The organism is Variovorax sp. PBS-H4 (assembly GCF_901827205.1).
GTDB lineage: Bacteria > Pseudomonadota > Gammaproteobacteria > Burkholderiales > Burkholderiaceae_C > Variovorax.
Genome location: NZ_LR594675.1, coordinates 2,022,728 through 2,043,606, shown reverse-complemented (window position 1 = coordinate 2,043,606; position 20,879 = coordinate 2,022,728). Strand labels below are relative to the sequence as shown.

The 20,879-nt window shown below is 65.5% G+C and carries 24 protein-coding genes; 13 read left to right on the top strand and 11 right to left on the bottom strand.

Features of this window, described 5'->3' with window-relative positions; all coding sequences use genetic code 11:
- The first annotated feature begins 14 nt into the window (after positions 1-14).
- Genes E5CHR_RS09810 through E5CHR_RS09800 form a run of 3 tightly spaced genes read left to right on the top strand, consistent with a single transcriptional unit; the run spans position 15 to position 4,194 of the window.
- Positions 15-1,115, top strand: coding sequence for a flavin reductase family protein (locus E5CHR_RS09810; protein WP_162579505.1), 1,101 nt, complete (start codon positions 15-17; stop codon positions 1,113-1,115).
- Entirely contained in the window at positions 1,112-2,470 is a 1,359-nt protein-coding gene (locus tag E5CHR_RS09805; protein ID WP_162579504.1) for an NtaA/DmoA family FMN-dependent monooxygenase, read from the top strand. Before E5CHR_RS09810 ends, E5CHR_RS09805 begins: the two co-directional genes overlap by 4 nt.
- The gene (locus tag E5CHR_RS09800; protein ID WP_162579503.1) at positions 2,467-4,194 is read left to right on the top strand and encodes an IlvD/Edd family dehydratase; all 1,728 of its coding nucleotides are present in this window, start codon (positions 2,467-2,469) and stop codon (positions 4,192-4,194) included. The genes E5CHR_RS09805 and E5CHR_RS09800 overlap by 4 nt, the downstream gene beginning before the upstream one ends.
- A 57-nt stretch (positions 4,195-4,251) precedes the next feature.
- Here E5CHR_RS09800 and E5CHR_RS09795 read toward each other — a convergent pair whose 3' ends face one another.
- Together E5CHR_RS09795 and E5CHR_RS09790 are read right to left on the bottom strand one after the other, a co-directional pair.
- Positions 4,252-6,546, bottom strand: coding sequence for a response regulator (locus tag E5CHR_RS09795; RefSeq protein WP_162579502.1), 2,295 nt, complete (start codon positions 6,544-6,546; stop codon positions 4,252-4,254).
- Positions 6,547-6,561: 15 nt separating this feature from the next.
- Positions 6,562-7,011 carry a response regulator gene (locus E5CHR_RS09790; protein ID WP_162583654.1) on the bottom strand — a complete coding sequence of 150 codons (450 nt, stop codon included), beginning with the start codon at positions 7,009-7,011 and terminating at the stop codon, positions 6,562-6,564.
- A gap of 224 nt (positions 7,012-7,235) precedes the next feature.
- Between E5CHR_RS09790 and E5CHR_RS09785 the strand changes: the two genes are divergently transcribed.
- Positions 7,236-8,060, top strand: coding sequence for a response regulator transcription factor (locus E5CHR_RS09785; RefSeq protein ID WP_162579501.1), 825 nt, complete (start codon positions 7,236-7,238; stop codon positions 8,058-8,060).
- Between the two features lie 16 nt (positions 8,061-8,076).
- Here the strand turns inward: E5CHR_RS09785 and E5CHR_RS09780 are convergent, their stop codons facing one another.
- From E5CHR_RS09780 to E5CHR_RS09740, 9 genes are all read right to left on the bottom strand, one after another.
- Positions 8,077-8,277 (bottom strand): hypothetical protein, encoded by a 201-nt coding sequence (locus E5CHR_RS09780; RefSeq protein WP_232062018.1) that lies wholly within the window; start codon positions 8,275-8,277, stop codon positions 8,077-8,079.
- 150 nt (positions 8,278-8,427) lie between these two features.
- Complete coding sequence (locus tag E5CHR_RS09775) at positions 8,428-8,673, bottom strand: hypothetical protein (protein WP_162579499.1); 246 nt, start codon at positions 8,671-8,673, stop codon at positions 8,428-8,430.
- Positions 8,674-8,688: 15 nt separating this feature from the next.
- The gene (gene sctD, locus E5CHR_RS09770; protein ID WP_162579498.1) at positions 8,689-10,074 is read right to left on the bottom strand and encodes a type III secretion system inner membrane ring subunit SctD; all 1,386 of its coding nucleotides are present in this window, start codon (positions 10,072-10,074) and stop codon (positions 8,689-8,691) included.
- Positions 10,071-12,173 (bottom strand): type III secretion system export apparatus subunit SctV, encoded by a 2,103-nt coding sequence (gene sctV / locus E5CHR_RS09765; RefSeq protein ID WP_162579497.1) that lies wholly within the window; start codon positions 12,171-12,173, stop codon positions 10,071-10,073. Before sctV ends, sctD begins: the two co-directional genes overlap by 4 nt.
- Positions 12,170-12,529, bottom strand: coding sequence for a tetratricopeptide repeat protein (locus tag E5CHR_RS09760; protein ID WP_162579496.1), 360 nt, complete (start codon positions 12,527-12,529; stop codon positions 12,170-12,172). The genes sctV and E5CHR_RS09760 overlap by 4 nt, the downstream gene beginning before the upstream one ends.
- Positions 12,530-12,531: 2 nt before the next feature.
- A complete protein-coding gene (locus tag E5CHR_RS09755) occupies positions 12,532-12,921 on the bottom strand; it encodes a hypothetical protein (RefSeq protein ID WP_162579495.1) in 390 nt (129 codons plus the stop codon).
- Positions 12,918-13,310 (bottom strand): hypothetical protein, encoded by a 393-nt coding sequence (locus tag E5CHR_RS09750; protein WP_162579494.1) that lies wholly within the window; start codon positions 13,308-13,310, stop codon positions 12,918-12,920. Before E5CHR_RS09750 ends, E5CHR_RS09755 begins: the two co-directional genes overlap by 4 nt.
- Positions 13,310-13,615, bottom strand: a complete 306-nt coding sequence (locus E5CHR_RS09745; protein ID WP_162579493.1) for a TyeA family type III secretion system gatekeeper subunit — start codon at positions 13,613-13,615, stop codon at positions 13,310-13,312. The genes E5CHR_RS09750 and E5CHR_RS09745 overlap by 1 nt, the downstream gene beginning before the upstream one ends.
- Positions 13,612-14,853, bottom strand: coding sequence for a hypothetical protein (locus E5CHR_RS09740; protein ID WP_162579492.1), 1,242 nt, complete (start codon positions 14,851-14,853; stop codon positions 13,612-13,614). The genes E5CHR_RS09745 and E5CHR_RS09740 overlap by 4 nt, the downstream gene beginning before the upstream one ends.
- 157 nt (positions 14,854-15,010) lie before the next feature.
- On the opposite strand from E5CHR_RS09740, the gene E5CHR_RS09735 reads away from it, so the two are divergent.
- From E5CHR_RS09735 to E5CHR_RS09695, 9 genes are read left to right on the top strand one after another with little or no spacing between them, the layout of a single operon-like run.
- Positions 15,011-15,640: an RNA polymerase sigma factor gene (locus E5CHR_RS09735; RefSeq protein WP_162579491.1), complete on the top strand. Its 630-nt coding sequence runs from the start codon at positions 15,011-15,013 to the stop codon at positions 15,638-15,640.
- A gap of 9 nt (positions 15,641-15,649) precedes the next feature.
- Complete coding sequence (gene sctO / locus E5CHR_RS09730; RefSeq protein ID WP_162579490.1) at positions 15,650-16,147, top strand: type III secretion system stalk subunit SctO; 498 nt, start codon at positions 15,650-15,652, stop codon at positions 16,145-16,147.
- Positions 16,148-16,150: 3 nt separating this feature from the next.
- Complete coding sequence (locus E5CHR_RS09725; protein ID WP_162579489.1) at positions 16,151-16,651, top strand: hypothetical protein; 501 nt, start codon at positions 16,151-16,153, stop codon at positions 16,649-16,651.
- An 11-nt stretch (positions 16,652-16,662) separates the two neighbouring features.
- Positions 16,663-17,682 (top strand): type III secretion system cytoplasmic ring protein SctQ, encoded by a 1,020-nt coding sequence (gene sctQ, locus E5CHR_RS09720; protein ID WP_162579488.1) that lies wholly within the window; start codon positions 16,663-16,665, stop codon positions 17,680-17,682.
- A complete protein-coding gene (sctR, locus tag E5CHR_RS09715) occupies positions 17,679-18,329 on the top strand; it encodes a type III secretion system export apparatus subunit SctR (protein ID WP_162579487.1) in 651 nt (216 codons plus the stop codon). Before sctQ ends, sctR begins: the two co-directional genes overlap by 4 nt.
- Positions 18,330-18,339: 10 nt before the next feature.
- Complete coding sequence (sctS, locus tag E5CHR_RS09710; RefSeq protein WP_162579486.1) at positions 18,340-18,609, top strand: type III secretion system export apparatus subunit SctS; 270 nt, start codon at positions 18,340-18,342, stop codon at positions 18,607-18,609.
- 4 nt (positions 18,610-18,613) lie between these two features.
- Positions 18,614-19,414, top strand: a complete 801-nt coding sequence (gene sctT, locus E5CHR_RS09705; protein WP_162579485.1) for a type III secretion system export apparatus subunit SctT — start codon at positions 18,614-18,616, stop codon at positions 19,412-19,414.
- Positions 19,411-20,487, top strand: coding sequence for a type III secretion system export apparatus subunit SctU (gene sctU, locus E5CHR_RS09700; protein ID WP_162579484.1), 1,077 nt, complete (start codon positions 19,411-19,413; stop codon positions 20,485-20,487). Before sctT ends, sctU begins: the two co-directional genes overlap by 4 nt.
- Positions 20,477-20,878 carry a CesT family type III secretion system chaperone gene (locus tag E5CHR_RS09695; protein WP_162579483.1) on the top strand — a complete coding sequence of 134 codons (402 nt, stop codon included), beginning with the start codon at positions 20,477-20,479 and terminating at the stop codon, positions 20,876-20,878. Before sctU ends, E5CHR_RS09695 begins: the two co-directional genes overlap by 11 nt.
- The last annotated feature ends 1 nt before the right edge of the window (position 20,879 follow it).

Genomic DNA, 20,879 nt, shown 5'->3' with positions numbered 1-20,879 from the left:
ACGGAGCAGCAGCCATGACCATCGGCACGACTTCGGCCATTGAAAAGCGCGAGCTTCGCAACGTGCTCGGGGCTTTCACCACCGGCGTCACCATCATCACCACCCGCGACTCCGAAGGCAAGGCGCACGGGCTGACCGCCAACTCCTTTAGCTCGGTGTCGCTCGATCCGCCGCTGGTGCTCTGGAGCCAGTCCGTCGGCTCCACCAGTTTCTGCGCCTTCAATGGCGGCGAGCACTTCGCGATCAATATCCTCGCCGACGACCAGATCGGCCTCTCGAACCGATTCGCCAAGTCCGGCGCCGACAAGTTCGCGGGCGTTGCGTGCACGGACGGCGTGGGAGGTGTCCCCGTGTTGGCCGGGACAGCCGCGCACCTGGAGTGCACGAAGATCGCCGCCTACCCCGGGGGCGACCACGTGGTGTACCTCGGCCGCGTGGAGCGGATCGGCTGCTCCGGGCGCCGACCGCTGGCGTTCTACGGTGGCCGCTACATGGTCCCCTATGCGCATGAACTGGGCCCGATGAGCCTGGTGCTGAGCGGCATCGAACCGGTGAGTGTCGCGGCGCAACGTCATGTGCAGGCGGCGCTGCCCGCCATTGCGGAGGAAGTCGGCCAGCACACGCTGCTGCTCGGCGTGTGGGGCAACCATGGCCCCACCGTCGTGCACTGGGAGCCGTCGAAGCGCCCGGTGAGCCGCTTTTTCCCTCCGGGACTCGTGGTGAGCCCCACCCGCACCACCACCGGCCAGGCCTTCTGCGCCTTCCTGCCGGAGAGCGTGACTCGCGAGTTCGTTGCAGAAGACCTGCGCCAGTGGCGAGACCCGGGCGAGGACGAAGCATCGCAGCGCGCCCGCTTCGACGCCACGCTGGCGGAAGTGCGCGAGCGCAAGCTGGCGCGCGTGGTCGACAAGGAGCCGTCGGTGCTCCACCGCGTGCCCACCGTCGCCTTCAGCACTGCCTTGTATGACGCGGCCGGCGCGATGTCCATGTCGCTCGGCATGGTGGCGCCGGCCCACCAACTTTCGGCCGACTGGAACGGCGCCGCACCACGCGCCCTGCTGCGCGCCGCGCAAGGCCTCTCGGACCAACTCGCCACCCTCGGAGCCAAGGAATGAACCGCCACATTCTCGTCAACGCCTTCTCGTGCGCATCGCCCGCGCACACCTGGTCCGGCCTCTGGACCCACCCTGATTCGAGTGGGCCACGCTACAACACCCTCGCCTACTGGACGGAGATGGCCCGCACGTGCGAAGAAGGATTGTTGGACGGCGTATTCATCGCGGATGCGCTGGGCGTGCCCGACGTGTTTGAAGGCAAACCCGACGCCATGCTGCGCTCCGGCAGCTTCTGCCCGAGCCTGGACCCGATGATGCTGGTGCCAGCCATGGCTGCCGTCACCAAGCACCTGGGCTTCGGCATCACCGGCAACACCACTTATGAGATGCCCTACCTGCTGGCGCGCCGCTTCTCGACACTGGATCACCTCACGAACGGTCGCATCGCCTGGAACGTGGTCTCGGGCGTGCTCGACGCAACCGCGCGCGGCGTCGGCCTCAAGCAGATGGCGCCGCACGACGAGCGCTATGCAGTTGCCGACGAATACATGGATCTGGTCTACGGCCTCTGGGAGGGCAGCTGGGGAGACCGAGCCATCGTGCGGGACCGCGTGAACAAGGTCTATGCCGACCCGGTTCACGTGCGGCCGGTGCACCACGAAGGCAAGTACTTCCGCTGCGACGCAATCCACATGTCGGAGCCGTCGCCGCAACGCACGCCGCTGGTGTTCTCCGCAGGCGCTTCGCCCGCCGGGCTGGACTTTGTCGGCAAGCACTCGGAGTGCGCCTTCGTCGCCTTCGGCAAGCGCGACTTCGTGCGCAAGCAGGTGCAGGGCATCCGCGAGCGACTGGTGGCGCACGGCCGTGATCCGCGTGACGCGCGGGTGTTCGTGCCCGCAACCATCATCGTCGGCCGGACGGATGCCGAGGCGGAGGAGATCGTGGCCGAGTGCCGGCGCTATTCGAGCATCGAAGGCAACCTGGCCGGGCGCGCGACCGCCACCGGTATCGACTACTCGAAGTACCCGCTGGACCAGCCGGTACCGAACGCGAAGACCAATGCGGGCCAGGGGGTGAGCGCCGGACTCACGAACGCCGAGAAGCCGCTGACCTTGCGCGACCTGGGCCAGTTCGGCCCTGGGCGCGACCTGTTCCTGGCGGGCTCCGCATCGTCGGTGGCCGACCAGCTCGTCGCGTGGTGCGAGGACACCGGGGTTGAAGGCCTCAACATCACGCGCGCACTGGAGCCGCTCGTTCTGAAAAACTTCTGCCGGCTCCTTGTGCCCGAGCTGCAGGCGCGCGGCGCCTTCAAGACGTCGTACGCGGAAGGCACCTTGCGCGAAAAGCTGTTCCCCGGCCACGGTGGGCGGCTGGCAGCTCCGCACCCGGCAGTACGCCACCGGCAGCCCGCATGAGCAGCGCACCGAAGAACAAGCTGCGCTCCCAGGAGTGGTTCGGCCGCCAGGGCAAGGAAGGCTTCGTCCATCGCAGCTGGATGAAGGGCAAGGGCCTGCCGCATGACCAGTTTGACGGCCGGCCCGTGATCGGCATCTGCAACACCTTCAGCGAGCTCACGCCCTGCAACTCGCACTTCCGCACGCTCGCCGAGCAGGTGAAGATTGGCGTCTACGAGGCCGGCGGCTTTCCGCTGGAGTTCCCGGTGATGTCGCTTGGCGAGACGCTGATGCGGCCCACCGCGATGCTCTATCGCAACTTGGCGTCGATGGACGTGGAGGAGTCGATCCGCGGCAACCCGATCGACGGCGTGGTGCTGCTCATGGGATGCGACAAGACGACGCCGGCGCTGACGATGGGTGCGGCCTCGGTGGACCTGCCCACCATCGGCGTTTCGGGCGGCCCGATGCTCTCGGGCAAGTGGCGCGGCCAGGAGCTGGGCTCCGGCACCGGCCTGTTCCAGATGAGCGAACAGGTGCGTGCCGGGACGCTGGAGCTGGCCGAGTTCCAAGAGGCGGAAAGCTGCATGCATCGCAGCCACGGGCACTGCATGACGATGGGCACGGCATCCACGATGGCCTCGATGGTGGAGGCCCTCGGGCTCGGTTTGCCCGGCAACGCCGCGTATCCCGCGGTGGACGGCCGGCGCAACGTGCTGGCCCGCATGGCTGGCCGACGCATCGTCGAGATGGTGCGTGAAGACGTGAAGCTGTCGCAGATCCTCACGCGCCAGGCCTTCGAGAACGCGATCCGCACGCTCGCCGCGATCGGAGGGTCCACCAACGCCGTGATCCACTTGGTGGCAATCGCGCGCCGCATCGGGGTGGGACTGGCGCTGGATGATTTCGACCGGCTGGGCAGCGAGATGCCGTGCCTGGTGAACCTGCAGCCTTCGGGGCGCTTCCTCATGGAAGACTTCTGCTACGCCGGCGGGCTGCCAGCCGTCATGAAGGAGATCGCCTCCGTCCTGCACCTCGATGCGTTGACGGCGAGCGGCAGGACACTGGGTGAGAACATTGCCGCCGCGCAGAACTGGAACGGCGAAGTGATCCTGCCGCTCGCCGCGCCCTTCAAGGAGAAAGCCGGCATTGCCGTGCTGCACGGCAACCTCGCACCGCGTGGCGCAGTGATCAAGCCGAGCGCGGCCACGCCCGCGCTGATGAAGCATCGCGGCCGTGCCGTGGTGTTCGAAGACATCGAGGACTTCCGACGCCGGATCGATGACGAGAACCTCGACGTCGACGAGACCTGCGTGCTGGTGCTGAAGAACTGCGGCCCGAAGGGCTACCCGGGCATGGCCGAGGTGGGCAACATGCCGTTGCCGCCCAAGGTCTTGCGCAAGGGCATCACCGACATGGTCCGTATCAGCGATGCGCGGATGAGCGGCACCGCTTACGGGACGGTGGTACTGCACACGGCGCCGGAGGCCGCGGCCGGCGGGCCACTCGCATTGGTACGCAATGGAGACATCATCGAGCTGGACGTCGCCGCTCGCCGGCTGCACCTGGACGTGAGCGACGAGACGCTTGCGAAGAGACGCGCGGACTGGCTCCCTTTGCAGCCGCAGATCTCATCGGGGTACTGGAAGCTGTACGTGGACCATGTCTTGCAGGCGGACGAGGGGTGCGACCTCGACTTCCTGGTGGGACGACGTGGCGCATTCGTGCCTCGGGACAGCCATTGAGGTTCCAGCAGCCTCGCTCATGTCACCGCGCCACCGGGCCTCGGCGAGTGCCGCAGTCTATTCACTGCAAAGCTTGCCGATGACGGTGCGCAGGCGTACCGGAGCAAGCGGTTTGTAGAGCAGCGTCAGGCCATGCTGGCGGACAAAGCGCGCCGTCTGCAACGACGTGTCGCCCGACACGAGCACCGCCGGCAGCCCCGGCCTGTATCGGCGACGTATGCGGGCCACGATCTCCGTGCCCAGTTCGCCGTCATCCAGCCGGAGGTCGGAGATGACCAGGTCGGGCAACACGGCCTGGTGCTCGATCAGCGCGTCGGCCTGGGCGCCCGATAGTGCCGAGATGACGTGGCATCCCCAGCGCTCCAGGAGTTTTCGCGTCCCCTCGAGGATCAACGCATCGTCGTCGATCAACAGCACCCGAAGGCCATCGAAGCGAGCGCCGGCCGGGTCGTCCGGCGCCACGGCTTCCACCACCGCCAAGTACGGCTCCTGGCGCGCCTCGCTCAAGGCAACGCGCAACGAGAACCTGGAACCTCTGCCCGGCACGGACCGCAGTTGCACGGCGCATCCCAGCAGCTGGGTACAGCTGCGCACGATGGCCAGGCCCAAGCCGAGGCCGCTTCGGTCGTCCTCGCCTCTCTCGATCCGGTAGAACTCACGGAAGATGGCTTCCTGGTGCTCGGCGGGAATACCGATTCCGCTGTCCCAGACTTCAAGCCGCACATCCGGGCCGTCCGGACGGCATGCGACGATGACCCCGCCTTTCTCGGTGTACCTCAGCGCGTTGGAAACAAGATTGGCCATGACGCGCTCCAGCAGCGCCGGATCGCTATGTATCGTCACCGGCGAGGACGCGACGACGAACCGAAGCTTCTTCTGCCGCGCCGTGGGCCCGAATGCCGCCCGCAGCCTTGCAAGCAGCGGCTCCAGCGGAAAGGCCATGAAGTTCGGGGCGATCATCCCCGTCTCCAATCTCGACATGATCAGGATCGAATCGAGCAGCGACTGCGTGGAGTGAAGCGCGGACTCCATGTGGTCCAGGACCGGATACACGCGCTCGGGCAGCTTCGCGCTCTTGAGGTCGTCGATGAACAGCCCCAATGCGTGCATGGGCTGCCGAAGGTCATGGCTCACGGCCGCCATGAAACGGGATTTCGCGTGGCTCACGCGTTCCGCCTCGCTTTTTTGAGCGGCGAGCGCGGCGAGCTCACGCACACGCTCCTCGCGTTGCTTGTGGACCGTCAGGTCCGTCAAGATCGCCAGCGTCCCGACGTGCACGCCATCCAGGCCAGCCATCGGATAGAGCGACTCCATCACGAACACAATGCTTCCGTCAGCGCGCCTGACCGCGACGCCGTGCTCGCCCTGCGGGTCATGCCCCGAGGACGCGCCGGTCGAAGGCTCTCGCGCCAGCATTTCGTCCAGTCGGAGCCCCTGGAGCTCGAGCGCCTCCCGCCCGAGCAGGCTGGCGGCCTGTCGATTGCAAAACGAGATCAGGCCATCGGCGCCCAGCATCAGGATGCCGTCGCGGCCCGTGTCCAGCATGCGCCGAAAGCGCTCCTCGCTCCCGCGCAATTGGGCCGCCGCGCGCTCGCGCGAGCTGACGTCCTTGCCCAAGCCGCGGTATCCCGCAAAGGACCCTTCTTCGAAGATCGGCACTCCGCTGATGCTGATGTGCAAGGTCTCCGCGCCATCGGTCGCGTGCGGAAACGCAAGGTCCTGAAAGGGCTGCCTGCTGGCCAATGCCACCCGAAGCGCGCCCCAGACCGCATCCCCACCACCCGGGGACACCTCGTCCCAACGACGGCCCAGCAAGGCTGCGGGACTCACGCCCGACTTCTCCAGCAGGCCATCGGAAAGATAGGTCAACCGATGCGCGGCATCCTGCTCCCAATACCAGTCGGACGAGAGCTCGGCCAGGCTGCGAAAGCGCGCTTCGCTCACTCTGAGCCTGGCCTCGTTGTGCTTGCGCTCGCGCGCATACTGCAGCGTCTTGACCAGGAGGCGACCCGACAGCTCCTGCTTGACCAGGAAGTCCTGCGCGCCCGCCTTCACGGCTCGAAGCGCCATGGCCTGGTCCTCGTTGCCCGTCAACACGACGATGGGCAACAACGCGTCCTGGCTCTGGATCTTGAACAGCGCGTCGAGTCCGAAACTGTCGGGAAGGGACAGGTCCAGCACCACCATGTCCGGCCGCTGCTCGCCGATGCGCTGCAAGGCCTCGGCGAGCGTCCGTGCATCGCGCATGCGGAAGCCGTCACGGCCCACTTCGTCGATCAGCAGCTCCCGGAACAGTCGCGCGTCGCCGGGGCTGTCTTCCACCAGCAGGATGTCTTGCGAGAGTCCTTGCATACCCGGAACGGGCCGCTATTGTTCGCCGGCGCGCCGCGGCAGCGTCACGAGTGACAACCAGAAGCGATCGATGGCCCGGATCACCTCGAGGAAACTCTCGAAATTCAACGGATCCTTCGTGATGTAGCAGTTGGCATGCAGGTCGTAGCAGCGAAGGATGTCCTCCTCCTCTTTCGACGTGCTCAGGATCACGGTGGGGATGCGGCGCAACTGGAGATGCGCCTTGATATCGGCGAGGACTTCGCGGCCATCGAGTCGCGGCAGGTTTAGGTCCAGGAGGATCAAGTCGGGCCTGACCGAGTGTTCGAACCCGTTGCGCCGGTACAGGTAGTCGAGTGCTTCGACACCATCCTTGACCCAGTGCAGGTTGCAGCGCACGTTGCCCTCTTTCAAGGCTTCCAGCGTCAACCGCATGTCTGCCGGGTTGTCTTCCACCAGCAGGATATGCGGCGCGTGAGGGATCATGCCCGTACTCACCTGCAAGTGCTCCTTGTCATGCGCAGTTCCGCCACGGCTGTGCGCCCACTCGCGGCGTTCGATTATGGAGACACTTCACTACATGCACCAGAGTCATCGCCGGCGCAGGACGCGCATTACGCACATGGAAAAGAATCCAAAGGGTGCTAGCATGAACTAATCCACAGCAACGCGAGTCTCGACCATCGAGATTGCCGGGATGGCACCTTCGTATGACCCACAACATGATCTCCGCAAAGAGGACGTTCGAGCGCTCTTCGATCTCCGCCTCCGAAGCGGATCGCCTCGCGGGGGACGTCGAACTCAAGATCCTGGTGGCCGATGATCACCATCTGGTCAGGGAGGGACTCAAGCTGGCACTGCTCCAGATCGGCACCCACACGCAGGTTCTGGAGGCAGCCACGCTGACCGAGGCCATCGAAACGTTCCATGCCAGCCCGGACATCGACCTGATCCTGCTGGATCTCAGCATGCCTGGTGCGGCAGGTCTGTCGGGTCTGGATGTGTTTCTGGCGCAATGTCCGGCCGCGCGCCTGGTCGTCGTGTCGGCGACGCACGACATGAAGACAGTCCAGGCTGCCATTAAGAAGGGCGCACTCGGCTTCATTCCGAAGTCGTCGGGCAAGCAGATCTTCTTGAGTGCGCTGCGTTTCATCCTGGACGGCGGGATCTACGTACCGCCGGAGCCATTCATTTCCGATGGTTCCCCCCAAGAGGCCGACGAGCTCCCTTCGCGCACCACGGCAAGCTTTTCGACCCAAGCATCCGCCAAGGGCTTGACCCATCGGCAGATCGACGTCCTTCGCGAACTCCTCGAAGGCAACTCCAACAAACAGATCTGCCGAAACCTCAACCTCGCCATGGGAACCGTCAAGGCCCACGTTGCCGCGGTTCTGTCGGCGCTCAGCGTCAACACGCGCGCGGAAGCGATCGCCGCCGCAGACCGGCTGGGCCTTCGTCAGCTGGTGGACCCGCCTTCAAGCGGGAGGCCCGCGACGCACGTCGGCGCCCCGTCCAACGAAGTCACGCGCAAGTAGCCGCCTCCGGCCCGCATCACCACTTCTGGGTGCACGTCTTGAGCGTGTCGCCACGCTCCTTCACCATCGCGTTGCACATGTTGACTGTCAGGCTGTTCTGATTGACTTCGTTGGTGTAGTAAAGCAGCTGGGCCGCGTCCACGTCCTTGCCGCTTTTGATCTCGCTGAGAACCGCTTTGAGATCCTTCTCGGACTCGATGATCGGCTGCATCATCATGTCTTCCATACTTCCCAGACTGACCCCGTTACCACTCTTTGGTGCACCCATAGTTCGCTCCGTTGATTGATCGTCCTCGATGGAGAATGGCCGAACCGCCACTCACCACCCTGTATTCAGTAACGCGGCTTGCACCTCGGTTCCCGCACGCTACTGCGGCCGGGCAGCGCTGGGAGGGGGCATCAGCTCCAGCACGGCGGCAGCGGCCCCCACCGCGGCCATGGCCGCCTCTATCCGCCGGTAGGTGTCGCGATCATGAAGCTGGCGTTTTGCAATTGCGCAGGCGCTTTGCATTTCTCTCAGCCTGACGCGCAGTTCAGCGCGATACTGGCCGCTCGCGTCGTCGCACAGTCGCTGCTCCACATCGAAGCCGGGTTGCTCTTCTTGGGATGTCATGCTTTTGCTTGCCTTTCAAGGTCCATAGCGGAAACGGGTGCCGTCGGACAGCACGATCTCGCCGTCACGCACGGCGACGACCGTACTGCCCGCGAGCGCGCCGCCAGGTGCAACGCGCTGTCCGCTGGTCGTCACGATGTAGGGGAACGCGCCGCCAACAACAGCCGCCACGTTCGCTGCGATCGCATCCCGCTCCGGCTCCACCAATGCATTGATCTTGAGTGTGCTGCCGTAGCGCCGCGTGAAATCCAGGAACAGCCCCTCCCAGGTGCGCGTGTCCTGGGGACTGAGAACGGCGCGCAGCTCGAGTTCCGGTTCCGTCGCTGTCACCTTGAACTTCCCGTCGACGCCCGCTTCACGCAGCCGATCCATGAACCGCTGCCGGATTTGCTCCGGCCGCAGAATGTCGAACTCGATCGGCTCCAACGCAGCGAGCTCGCCACGAGCCCGTTCAGGAAAGGCCGCGGCCTCCTCTGCGCTCGAGGCCGAACCCACGATCCGCAGCACGTCGCCGGCGCCCGACTCCATGCGCAGGTCGAGCCGGCCGGGAGAACGCTGGCTCTGGACGAAGCGCTTGACGGCCTCGAGCCGTTCAGCGTCCAGCATCACCTTGACTTCGACAGGCACGTCGAGCATGGACACGCCCTCGCGCAGCTTCTGCAATTCCTTGTCGGTCCGGAGCCTGCCCTCCACCGCCCATCCCCCGACCTCGGTCCGCTTCACTTCCAGCGAGCCCTTGGGAAAGTTCTTGAGCACCGCCGCCAACGCCGCGGCATTTTCCGCATCCGTGGCAGCAGGCTTGGCCTCCGGGTCCACCGACCCCGGCGATGCCGCGAAGGTGCCGCCAGTCGCCTCCGCGGGTCGCTGGATGGCCGCGAACACGGCCACTCCAAGGAGCAGGACGATCGCGCCGTACACAGCATACCGGCGCGCTTCGGCGTACTGGAGTATTCGAGCGCCGAAGCTGGGCGAAGACAAGGGCGGATGCACTACCGGTACCGCGGGGGCGCTTTCACCGAGGTCCTGTTCCTCTTCCTCATCGGCTGGCGCGACGGACGCGCTGCGCATCTGCAGCGCTTCATCGGCCGGCCATTCGTCGTCCACCGGCGCGGCCGTGAGCTTGACGAGACCGAATTGCAGCACGGTTCCCAAAGGCAGCAGTCCCGCCTCGATCTCCTCGCCAGCCAAGCTCAGGACCCGTCCCTCCAAAGGCTCGATGGAAATGCCGTCCGCGTCGACGCTGATCCGCGCGTGTTCCTCAGCGACTTGCGCGCCGCCCAGGACGATCGCGCACGTATCCGCCGTCCCGATCGTGTAGCCCTCCCCGGGTTGCAGTGGAAGCCGCGCGCCTGCCTGAGGTCCATGCAGTACGCGCAGCTCGATGCCATCGGCGACGTTCATGTCGAGATCCTCGCCAACGGCTGGATGTTGATGTCCTGCGTCAGTTCCTGGTAGGACAGTACCGCCAGGTCACCGGTGTCCTGCTCGAGCAGCTTGCGCACGTAGCGGCGGATGTCCATCGATGTGAGCAGGACGGGCTTCTGTGCCGCGGTCGAGGTGTCGCCTACCACCGACTTCACCGCGGCCACGATCTTCTTGCTGGCTGCCGGTTCCAACGCAAGATAGGACCCGCCCGATGTCTGCCGGATCGCAGTGCGCACCTGGTCCTCGATGGCCGGGGACAACAGGTAGGCGGGCAGCATATTCTGCCCGGCCGAGAACTTGTGGCTGATGAAGCGCTTGAGGGCCATGCGGACGTATTCAGCCAGCAGGACCGGATCCTTCTCCTTCTGCCCCCAGTCGACCAGCGCCTCCATGACGGCCCGCACGTTCCGGATCGAGATTTCCTCGGACACGAGGCGCTGGAGAATCTCCGCGATCTTGTGGATCGGCATGACCCGCGCGACCTCCTTGGCGAGCTCGGGAAACTTCGACTCCATCTCCGTGAGAATCGCCCGCGTCTCCTGGATGCCCACGAATTCCGCCGCGTGCTTTCGCAGCACGTAGGCGATGTGGTAGCTCAGCATCTGCGTGGGCTCGAGGAACGCGATGCCGGCCTTCGCCATGGTCGCACCGAGACTCGCCGGGGACCAGATCGAGTCCAGGTTCGGCAGGAACTTGGCGTCCTTCTCGAACGGAATCTGCAGTGCGGTCAGGTTTTCCGGCGACTCGCGCACCAGCAGGTGCTCGGGCCGCATCCGCCCCTGCGACACCGGCACCTCGCCCACCAGGATGGAATAGGCCTCGCCCTGCAGTTGCTCATTGAAGCGCAACTGCAGGCCCGGGAACACCACGCCCAGGTCGTAGTACAGCGCGCGGCGAACCTTGATCAACTCCTCGTTCAGCACGGCAGCCGAGAACACACGTTCCAGCTGCGCACTCACATCCACCATGAGCGGCACGGTGGGCTGGAAAGTCTCCGGCCCCGCGTCTTTCCTGCCGCCGGCCGGACTGCCTGCGCCGGACAGGTTGACGCCCGGGACGGTCGTCGTCTTGCCCGACGCGTCCACCGTCTGCGTCTCTCCCTTGTGCAGCGTGTAGCCCACCACCCCCAACACCGCGGCCAGGGCCAGGAATGTGAACGTGGGCATGCCGGGGATCAGCCCGAACCCGATCATGATCGCGGTCCCGATCATCAGCGCCTTGGGCTGGGACAAGAGCTGCGCACCCACGTCGCGGCCCACGTTCGACGGGCCCTCGCCCGTCGTTACCCGCGTCACGATCATGCCCGCCGCCACGGAGATGAAGAGGGCAGGGATCTGCGCGATCAAGCCGTCGCCGATGGTCAGGATCGAATAGACACGCATCGCATCGGATGCCGTCATGCCCTTCTGCAGCGTGCCGATCAGGATGCCGCCGAGCAGGTTCACGCACACGATGATCAGCCCCGCGATGGCATCGCCCTTGACGAACTTCATCGCCCCATCCATGGAGCCGTACAGCTGGCTCTCCTTCTCGACCAGCCCGCGCCGCCGGCGCGCCTCGTCCATGTCGATGGCGTTCGCACGCATGTCGCCGTCGATGGACATCTGCTTGCCCGGCATGGCGTCGAGCGAGAAACGGGCACCCACTTCCGCCACCCGCTCCGCACCCTTGGTGATCACGACGAACTGCACGATCGTGAGAATCAGGAAGACGACCAGGCCCACCACCAGGTTGCCGCCCACCACGAAGTTGCCGAAGGTGTAGATGATGTGCCCCGCATCGCCGTTCAGCAGGATGAGACGGGTCGTCGCGATCCCGATGCCCAGGCGGAACAGCGTCGTGACCAGCAGCACCGAAGGAAACGACGAGAAGGCCAGCGGGCTGGGCAGGTACATGGCCACCATCAGCAGAATGGCGGAGATGCACATGTTGACCGCGATCAACGCGTCCACCAGCCAGGTCGCCAGCGGCAGGATCATCATGAAGATGATGCAGACGATCAGCGCGGCCATGATGAGGTCGTTGCGGTCGACCAGCAGCTGGACGATCCGCCGCGTCCCCTGGGAAATCTTCATCGTCCGGTTCCCTTCAGGCTGCGCTGTTCGGCCAATCGTCGCTCTATGAAATTCTCGAAGGCCTGCTCGGCTTCGCCATGGCGGCCTTGCGCGGCGAGAGCCTGGCCCTCAAGCAGGTCCAGGACCGGCGATGGCTCGCCTTCGTCGCGCAGCCGGTCGACCACCCGCTCGGACTCGCGCGGCTGCCCGGCCCGCGTCGCGGCGTGCGCCAGCGTGAGCGATGCGCGCCGGTCGTCGGGGGCGAGCACGCACACGGCACGCAGCAACGCCAGCGCGCTGTCCGGCCGGCCATGCCGAAGGTAGAGCTGGCTCAGCAGCTGCAGCACATCGAGGGATTCGTCGCGATGCTCAGCCATGCTCAGCCCGGCACCAAGGTCAGCCGGTACTGCTGCAGCAGTCCGACCAGCTCGCTCTGGTCATCGAGCACGGCCACCGCTCGCTGGAGGAGCCTCGCGTTGCGTGGATCGCGTTCCGCGGCGGCCAGCAGGCGCTCGCGCGCGCCGTTCACCGCCTGCCAGAACCGGTGAGGCAGCAGCAGCGACGCTTCACCGATGTCGGGCGCCACCTGGCTCCAGAGATAGTCCTCGAGATTGGGAAGCGCATACAGCTGGTCCAGGAGCGACTTCTGTGCAGCCGAAGCCGGCCCCAGTTCGCCGGCGGGCAAGGGCTCGGCCTGCACCCCACGCACGATGAGGTCGATACCGCTGTCGAACTTGAAAAGGCTGCTGCCGGCGCGCTGGATACTCATGACATGCCCCCCGCGTCCGCGACGCGCTCGTGAAACCTGAACAAGGCACGCACCGCTTCCTCGAGCGTGCTGGGCAGGAAGGAAGGCCTCGCGATGCGCAGCGTCGCGACGAGCTGGTCGCCGTCCAGGGCGACCTGCGGCGCATCGCCCAGGCTGACGCGGAAGTCCGCGAACCGCAGCGCCGCGCGCACGGCCATGCTCCGCGGCTGCGGCAAAGGCGCCTGGACCATGACGAGAACTTCATCGCCCCCACCAGGTGCCAGGTCGACCAGCGTGAGCTGGCGATCTCCTTCGACCATGAAACTCAGGCAGCCCTGATCATCCAGCCGCAGTCCCGGGATCCCGGTCGACTGGCCGAACGAGTCGATGGCGTGATCGACCCAATCCATCATCCCTCCTCGTGCTGGCTCTCGGATTCAAGCCGAGTTTCTTCTTGCTCGATCGCCTCGTCCAGCGCGGCTTGCACGGCATCCAGCGTTGCCAACCGGATCTGGCGATCGTCGAACGCTTGCTCCGGCAGCTCTGCCAGGACCCGCTTCAAGCCGGTCAGGAACACGATCGTCGGCACACCCTCCGGCAATTTGCAATCCTTTGTCAGCCGGTCGAAGTGCCTGGGCATCGGTGTCCCGGTGCCGAGGATGTCCAGCACACCGTCGATCAAACGCGTCATCTCGATGGCCGATGGATCGCTCATGTGATGGCTTGCAACTCGATGGAGCGATCGACTTGGCCGCACAGTTCCGAGAGGTAGTCGAGCAATGAGTGGACGGTGTAGACCCGCTGCAGTTGCGCGTTGATCACCCTCAAACGATCGTCTTCGTTACGGCGGATCGCCCCCATCTCGACGCCCAGAGTCAGGATGAGGTGGTGCACGGTTCCCCTGAACGTGTCGGAAGAGGTCGCACCCGAAGGATTGCCTCGCAGGATGGAGCGCAGGAGCTCGATCCAGGTGCTCGGTTCCTTCTTCGCGACATTGAGGGAAGTCTCCAGGAACTCCAGCGGATTGGGCTGCTTTTCCGCCAGGTGGGCCAATTTGAAGAAGGCGACATCGCGCGTGTCGGCACCGCTTTCGAGCTCGTGGAGCTCATTCTCGATGTCCGCACGCAGGACCTCGCGCTCTTCCTTGTCTTTGAAATGCCTAGGAATGCCCTGCATCTCGGCCAGCAGGTCCATGAGCGCGGACCGGTCTCGGCCAAGGCCCTTGATCTTTTCGAGCAGCGCCTTCGGATCGCCGAGCTTGCCCTCGGGCAACGCCTCCTTCAGCAGTTGGGCCAGCTCCTCGGGGTCGTTGATCTCCCACAGGCGCTCCGCGAGATGCTCCGCATCGCTGAATTCCTCACCCACCGGCGTGAGCAGCGCGACGCGTTCGTCATCGTCGATGTCCTCATCCAGCAGCGACAGCGCGAAGTGCAGCGCCGCGTAGCCGGCCTTGCCTGACCCTTTCCCCTTGCGCAGTGCAGTGATGGCTTGCCGCGCCAAACGCCCAGGCCGGATCCCGGTCGTCCGCGCGCGCTGCAGCACTTCGGCCCGAGCCATCGGGCGTACCGGTTGCTCCGCGATCCCGCGCCAGTGCTCCAGCAGCCGCGACGGATCGCGCTTGCGCTGCGCATTGCCTTCAATGGCTTTCTCCGCGACCCGGGCAGGTGGCGACACCAGCCTGGCGGGGGCGCCCTGGATACGGCCCTGCGCGCCCAGCGCGTCGCCACCCCGCGTCGCGGCCGGGACCGAGCCGTGAATCGAATGCGAGGGAACGCTGCTGACCTTTGTCATGTCGGGAGACCCCTTCAAGGGATTGAGTGCTTCGGTGGGTAACGCGTGTCGTGCCATGGTTCCACAAGCATCCGGCCGCGCGCAGCGCCGTGAAGGCCTACGACGGCCTAGTCCATCAGCCCCATGGAAAGTGCAACCGTCTGCAAGCAGACTGCACAACATGTTTCAGCGGCTCGCCACCTCTCTTGACCCGTTCGCCACGCAGCAGGCTCGCAGGCTGTGATCTAGGTCACGCAAGCGCACGGGTCGTCATGCAGACCGCGCACAACTCGCAAGCCGCTATCGATTCGTTATCGCTCCCTGCCTAGATTGGCCTTCAATGACGCACGTCATACCCATGCACGAATGCCCGAGTCCGATCCGGTTCGACCCGATCAGCGGTCCTGAACCAGCGCCGCGACCGCCGCGGCAGCCCATCGAGGCGGAGGACAAGGAGAAGCTGTTCCGGGGCCTGGTCAAGGATTACGGCGCTGCCCTGCACTACTTCGTGCTGCGCCGCGTGGGCAACCAGACCGACGCGGAAGAAGTCGCCCAGCAGGCGATGGTGGAGGCCGCGGTGAGCTTCACCGCCTATCGCGGCGAAGCCGAGGTTTCCACCTGGACCTTCGGCATCGCCACCAACCTGATCCGCAATCACCTCAATCGTTCACCCCAGCGGCGCTACGTCTTCGAGTCCGCCGACATCCTCGAAGAGCAGGAGGATCCGACCGGCAACCCATTCGACCTGCTGGCACGCCGCCAGGCCATGAACATCGTCGCCTGCAAGCTGGACGAACTGCCTGTCGGCATGGCCGAAGCGTTGATCCTCGTCTGCGTCGATGGGCTGTCGTACGAAGACACTGCACTGCAGCTCGGGATCCCGGTGGGAACCGTTCGCAGCCGCATCTCGCGCGCCCGCGCCGCGATCCGCGCTCTACTGCGCGAATCGGGCTGCGACGAGTATCCCTGAAGGCCGCTCGTGGACACGCTACAAGGTCTGCTGCGCATCAAGAGCATTCGCGAGGAAGGGCGCGAACGGGAACTGCGAAAGGCCAGGCATGACCTCGAGCACGCGACGCAGGCCCTTCGGCAGGCCAGGCAGACGCATGAAACCCGCAAGCAGGAACACCAGGATCGCGAGGAAGCCATGTACCGCGATTTGCTGTCGCGCGCCATCGTCGTGCGCGAGCTGGATGACGTGCATGCCGAGGTCGTCGCGATGAAGCAGATCGAGCAAGAGGACGAGCAGGCCGTCGAACAGGCGGAGGAGGCGCGCAAGCGGCAGCGCGAGGCCATGGATTCAGCCACCGCCGCGTGGCGCATGGCCGCCCAGGCATGCGACAAGTTCCGCGACTTGCACCATCAGGCCGTCGCACGGCAGCAGGAAGAAGAAGAGCTGCAGGCCGCCCTCGAACTCGAGGAGCATCCCGTGCGCGCCGGCGCCCGCGGATTCGTGGACTTGGCCGAAGAGTCTTGAGGCATGACCCGCAGGCCCCGTCAGGTTGATCTCGGCCCCCTGTACCTTCCTGTGGGCGAAGACACCGGCTTCGCGACCGAGCGCACCGGCCTTGCCGACGACGCCGACCGCTTCGCAGCGCTCCTCGATGTCGCTCCTCGGAGTGCAAGCGACAGGCTCGCGCATTCGGCCGGACCGTCGGATGACGGCGCTTCGGCTTCGGACCTCGCGGACCACGTGCAAAGCATGTGGGAGCGCGACACGGAGGGCGACGACACCGAGGTGCGCGTGATCCCCGGCAGGGACGTTGCGCCCCACACGACGCTGCGGCTGCAAGTGCGCTCCGGCATGCTGCAGGTCGACATCCACTGCGACGGATCAGCGAATCCGGCCTGGTTCATTCCACGCCTGCCCTCGCTGGCGAGGGACCTGGCTGCGCGTCTGCAACGCCCGATCGGCGTGGCGCTCTTCGGGCCCGATAAAAGCCGGATCGGCCACTTCGAAGCATCAGAGGGCGGCGCGTGAACGATGCGTCCATGGCCGCCGCGAAGCCCCTCAAGCTGCCCGCGATCGCGCGCGACACGCTGAGCGCACGCAATGTGCTGTGCCGGCGCCGAAGCGCCGTGCGCGCGAGCTGGAACGGCCAGGAATGGTCTTTCGGCCTGCGACTGCGCGAGGCGGGCATCGCCGATGCGGCGTGGTACGTGGAATGCGATTGGGGCGGCGCCCGCCTCCTCGTCGCGCTGCCGGAGTTCGCCGCGCAAAAACTCTCGGCCGGGCTGCTCGACGCGGGTGTCGATGGCCCCTGGCCGCCCGAATTGATCCTCGCATGCCTCGAAGGCACATTGGGGGACCTCTCGTCCTCGATCGAGCACGCCACGCGCAAGCACGTCCAGTTGCTGGGCGTGACGCGCGATGCGCCGCGAGCGGACCGCCTCGAGCGCTATGCCTGGCAGGCCTGGACCGAGGACACGCGGATCGACGGCGAACTGCTGTTGGACGCGGCGGCCTTGCGCTACCTGGCTGCCGCGCTGAAGGAACAACCCCTCGAGCCCGACGACAGCGCATGGCCGGACCTCGCAGTGCGCGCAAGCCTGCTCGTGGGCTGGGTGGATCTCTCCCACGAAGCAGTCACGCAGCTCTCGCGGCGAGACGTGATCGTGCTCGACGAAAGCCTGATCTCCCCGGACAGCCATGTCGTCCTGCAACTGGGGCCAGGCATCGGCATGCACTGCGAACTTCGGGGCCAGCAGTTGCAAGTCATCCAAGGAGTGCACGAAATCATGATCGAACCCGACGACGCGGCCGAAGCCGCGGCCGGCATTCTCGACGGAGTTCCCGTCCGCCTTACCTTCGACCTCGGCGACCGCGAGATCGCCCTCGCCGAACTGCAAACACTGCAGCCCGGCTACCTCTTCAACCTCGGCCGCGATCCCCGCGGCAGCGTCAGCATCCGGGCCAACGGCCGGCTGATCGGCGAAGGGGAACTGGTCGACATCGAGGGACGCATCGGCGTCTGCGTACTGCGCCTCGGCGCGGAAGTCCAGGCGCCATGATCAACCTCGACCCCATCGTCCTTGCATTCACGCTGGGCCTGGTGGCGCTGGTTCCCCTCATCGTTGTCACGACGACGTCGTTCCTGAAGATCTCGATCGTCCTGTCCCTCGTGCGCAACGCGCTCGGCGTGCAGCAGGCGCCTCCGAACATCGCCCTGTACTCGCTCGCGCTGATGCTGACGGTCTTCATCATGACCCCGGTGGGCTACGACATGGCCGAAGCTTTCGAGTCACAGCCGACGCCTACCGCCAACTTGCCTGCGCTGCTCGCCGCGGCCAAGGCCGGCGCCGAGCCGATGCGCAAATTCCTCTTCGCCAACAGCAAGCTGGAGCAGCGCGATTTCTTCCTGAACCAGGCCAAGCGCATGTGGCCGCCCAAGGTGGCCGACGCGGCGCGGCAGGACGACCTCGTCATCCTGGTACCCGCCTTCGTGGTGAGCGAACTGACTGCCGCGTTCGAGATCGGCTTTCTTCTGTTCCTTCCCTTCATCGTGATCGATCTCGTGATCTCCAACATCCTCATGGCGATGGGAATGATGATGGTCTCGCCCGTCACGATCTCCCTGCCCTTGAAGCTGTTCCTCTTCGTCATGGTGGACGGCTGGTCGCGCTTGCTGCACGGCCTGGTCATGACCTATCGCTTCTGAGGCTCACCGAATGGAAATCGTCGACGTCGTCTCCCACGCGGTACGCGCCCTGCTGCTGGTCCTCTGGCTCTCGCTGCCGCCCATCGTCGTGGCGTCGGTGGTGGGCACCTTGTTCAGCCTGGTGCAGGCGCTCACGCAGATCCAGGAGCAAACGCTCTCGTTCGCGATCAAGCTCGTCGCCGTCGGCCTGACGCTGTTCCTGACCGCGCGCTGGGTCGGCGGCGAGATCTTCAACTACACGATCACGCTCTTCGACGCCATCCCGCTCGTTGCGCGCTAGGCCGATGGACCTTTTCCACGCCCCCCTTCAGTTCATCGCCACTTTCGGCTACGCGATGCCGCGAATCCTCGGTGTGTTCTCGATCGTGCCGCTGCTCAGCCGCGAGGCCTTGCCGCCCATGCTGCGGGTCGGAGTTACGGGCTGCTTCGCAATGCTGCTCATGCCCGGCCTGGCGGAAGGCGCCGCGCAGAACAGGGAAGCCCATGAACTGGCATTCATCATGGGGCGCGAAGCACTGCTGGGCGCACTGATCGGATTCGTGCTGGCCCTTCCCTTCTGGGCCGTCGAAGCGATGGGAGACATCATCGACACGCAGCGCGGCACGAACCTCAGCCAGACCCTCAACCCGCTGACGGGCCATGAAACCTCGCCGCTCGGCCAGCTCTTCAACCAGGCCATCGTGACCTTCGCCTTCGTCACCGGCGGCTTCCTGCTCGTGCTGTCCGTGATCTACGACAGCTTCCTGCTCTGGCCGGTGTTCCAGGCATGGCCTGCGCCGGCGCTCGATGCCGCACCGGTGCTGCTGCAGCAGCTCGACAAGTTGATGCGCCTGATGCTGTTGCTCGGCGCACCCGTGATCTTCGCGATGCTGCTCTGCGAAAGCGGACTTGCGCTGATCAGCCGCTTCGTGCCGCAACTGCAGGTGTTCTTTCTCGCGATGCCGATCAAGAGCGCCGTCGCCATGGTGGTGCTGGCGATCTATGCGCCCGTTCTCTTCGACGTCACGTACTCCACGCTTCGCGAGACGTACGCCCAGGCGCTGAGCACGGCCAGCGAGGTCTTTCCCGCGGCGAGGTCCCGATGAGCGAGAAAACCGAACGCCCGACCGACCACAAGATCCGCCAGGCGCGGGAAGAGGGGCAGATCGCCAAGAGCAAGGACTTCACCGAAGTCGTGATGATGGGCGCGCTGGTCGGCTACACCCTGGCCGCCGGCGGCGACATCTTCACGCAGTTCGCCGAAATGCTCGCGATGACCGGCCACTTGGCGGGCCAGGACTTCCGCTCCGCCCTCGCCGTCGCAACCACGTCCCTGCTCCGGTCGGGCGTTTCCATCCTGCTGCCCTACATCCTGATCGTGATCGTGGTCGGCATCCTCGTCGAAGCGGTGCAGACCGGGATGCTCGTTTCCTTCAAGGCGTTGATGCCCAAGGCCGACAAGATGAACCCGCTGGCCAATCTGAAGCAGATGTTCAGCGTGAAGAGTCTCGTGGAGTTCCTGAAGTCGATCTTCAAGGTCCTCCTCCTGTCCTTCATCGTCTACTTCGTCGTCCGCGATTCGCTCGAGACCATGGTGAAGCTGCCGCTGGCCGGCATCGCCGCATCGGGCGCCGTGCTCAGCGAGATGCTGTGGATCCTCTTCAAGTGCACCTTCATCGCATTCGCCGCCATCGCGGTACTCGACCTGGTATGGCAGCGGTACAACTACATCAAGGGACTGATGATGTCCGTGGATGAGATCAAGCAGGAATACAAGCAGATGGAGGGCGACCCGCACATGAAGGGTCACCGCAAGGAGCTCGCCAAGGAAATCGCCATGGGCGAATCGGTGGGCCACACCAAGGAAGCCAGCGTGCTCGTGACCAACCCTACGCACCTGGCGATCGCGCTGTACTACGAAAGCGGGGAAACGCCTCTTCCTGTCGTGGTGGCCAAGGGCCAGGGTGTCGTCGCCGAAGCGATGAAACGCGCCGCGCAGGAAGTGGGGGTGCCCATCATGCAGAACGTCCCTCTCGCGCGAGGCCTGATGCGCCGCGCGGACCTCTACCAGTACATCCCGTCGGAGTTCATCGAGCCGGTTGCGCAAGTCCTCCTGGCCGTGCGCAGGCTGAAGGAAGAACTCGCCTGGGAGACACAGGAGCTGCGCAATGATTTCTAGCCGTTCGCATGCCGGCCTCGCCGGCTACCTCCTGCGCAACCGGATCGATCCGGGTTCGCCCCGCCACGATGGCGCGGTGGCACTGCTGTTCGACGGCAACGCGCGCGTGCTGCTGCATCCGAGCGCGCGCGGCGACATCGTCGCGGAGACGCAGCTGTGCCTGCTCTCCGCCAACGCGGCCAACGACGACGACCGGATGCTGTCGGCGTTGCAGGCTGCGGCGGCGCGGCCGTTGCAGGAGGCGGCCCGGCTGGCCCTCACGCCCGACCAGGAGCGGCTGGTGCTGCAGGTCTGCGTGCCCGCCGACGCATCCGCCGACCAGTTCGAGCTGAGCCTGGCGCACTTCCTCGATGCAGTGAACGATTGGCGCGCGCGGTTCGGCACGCTCTGAG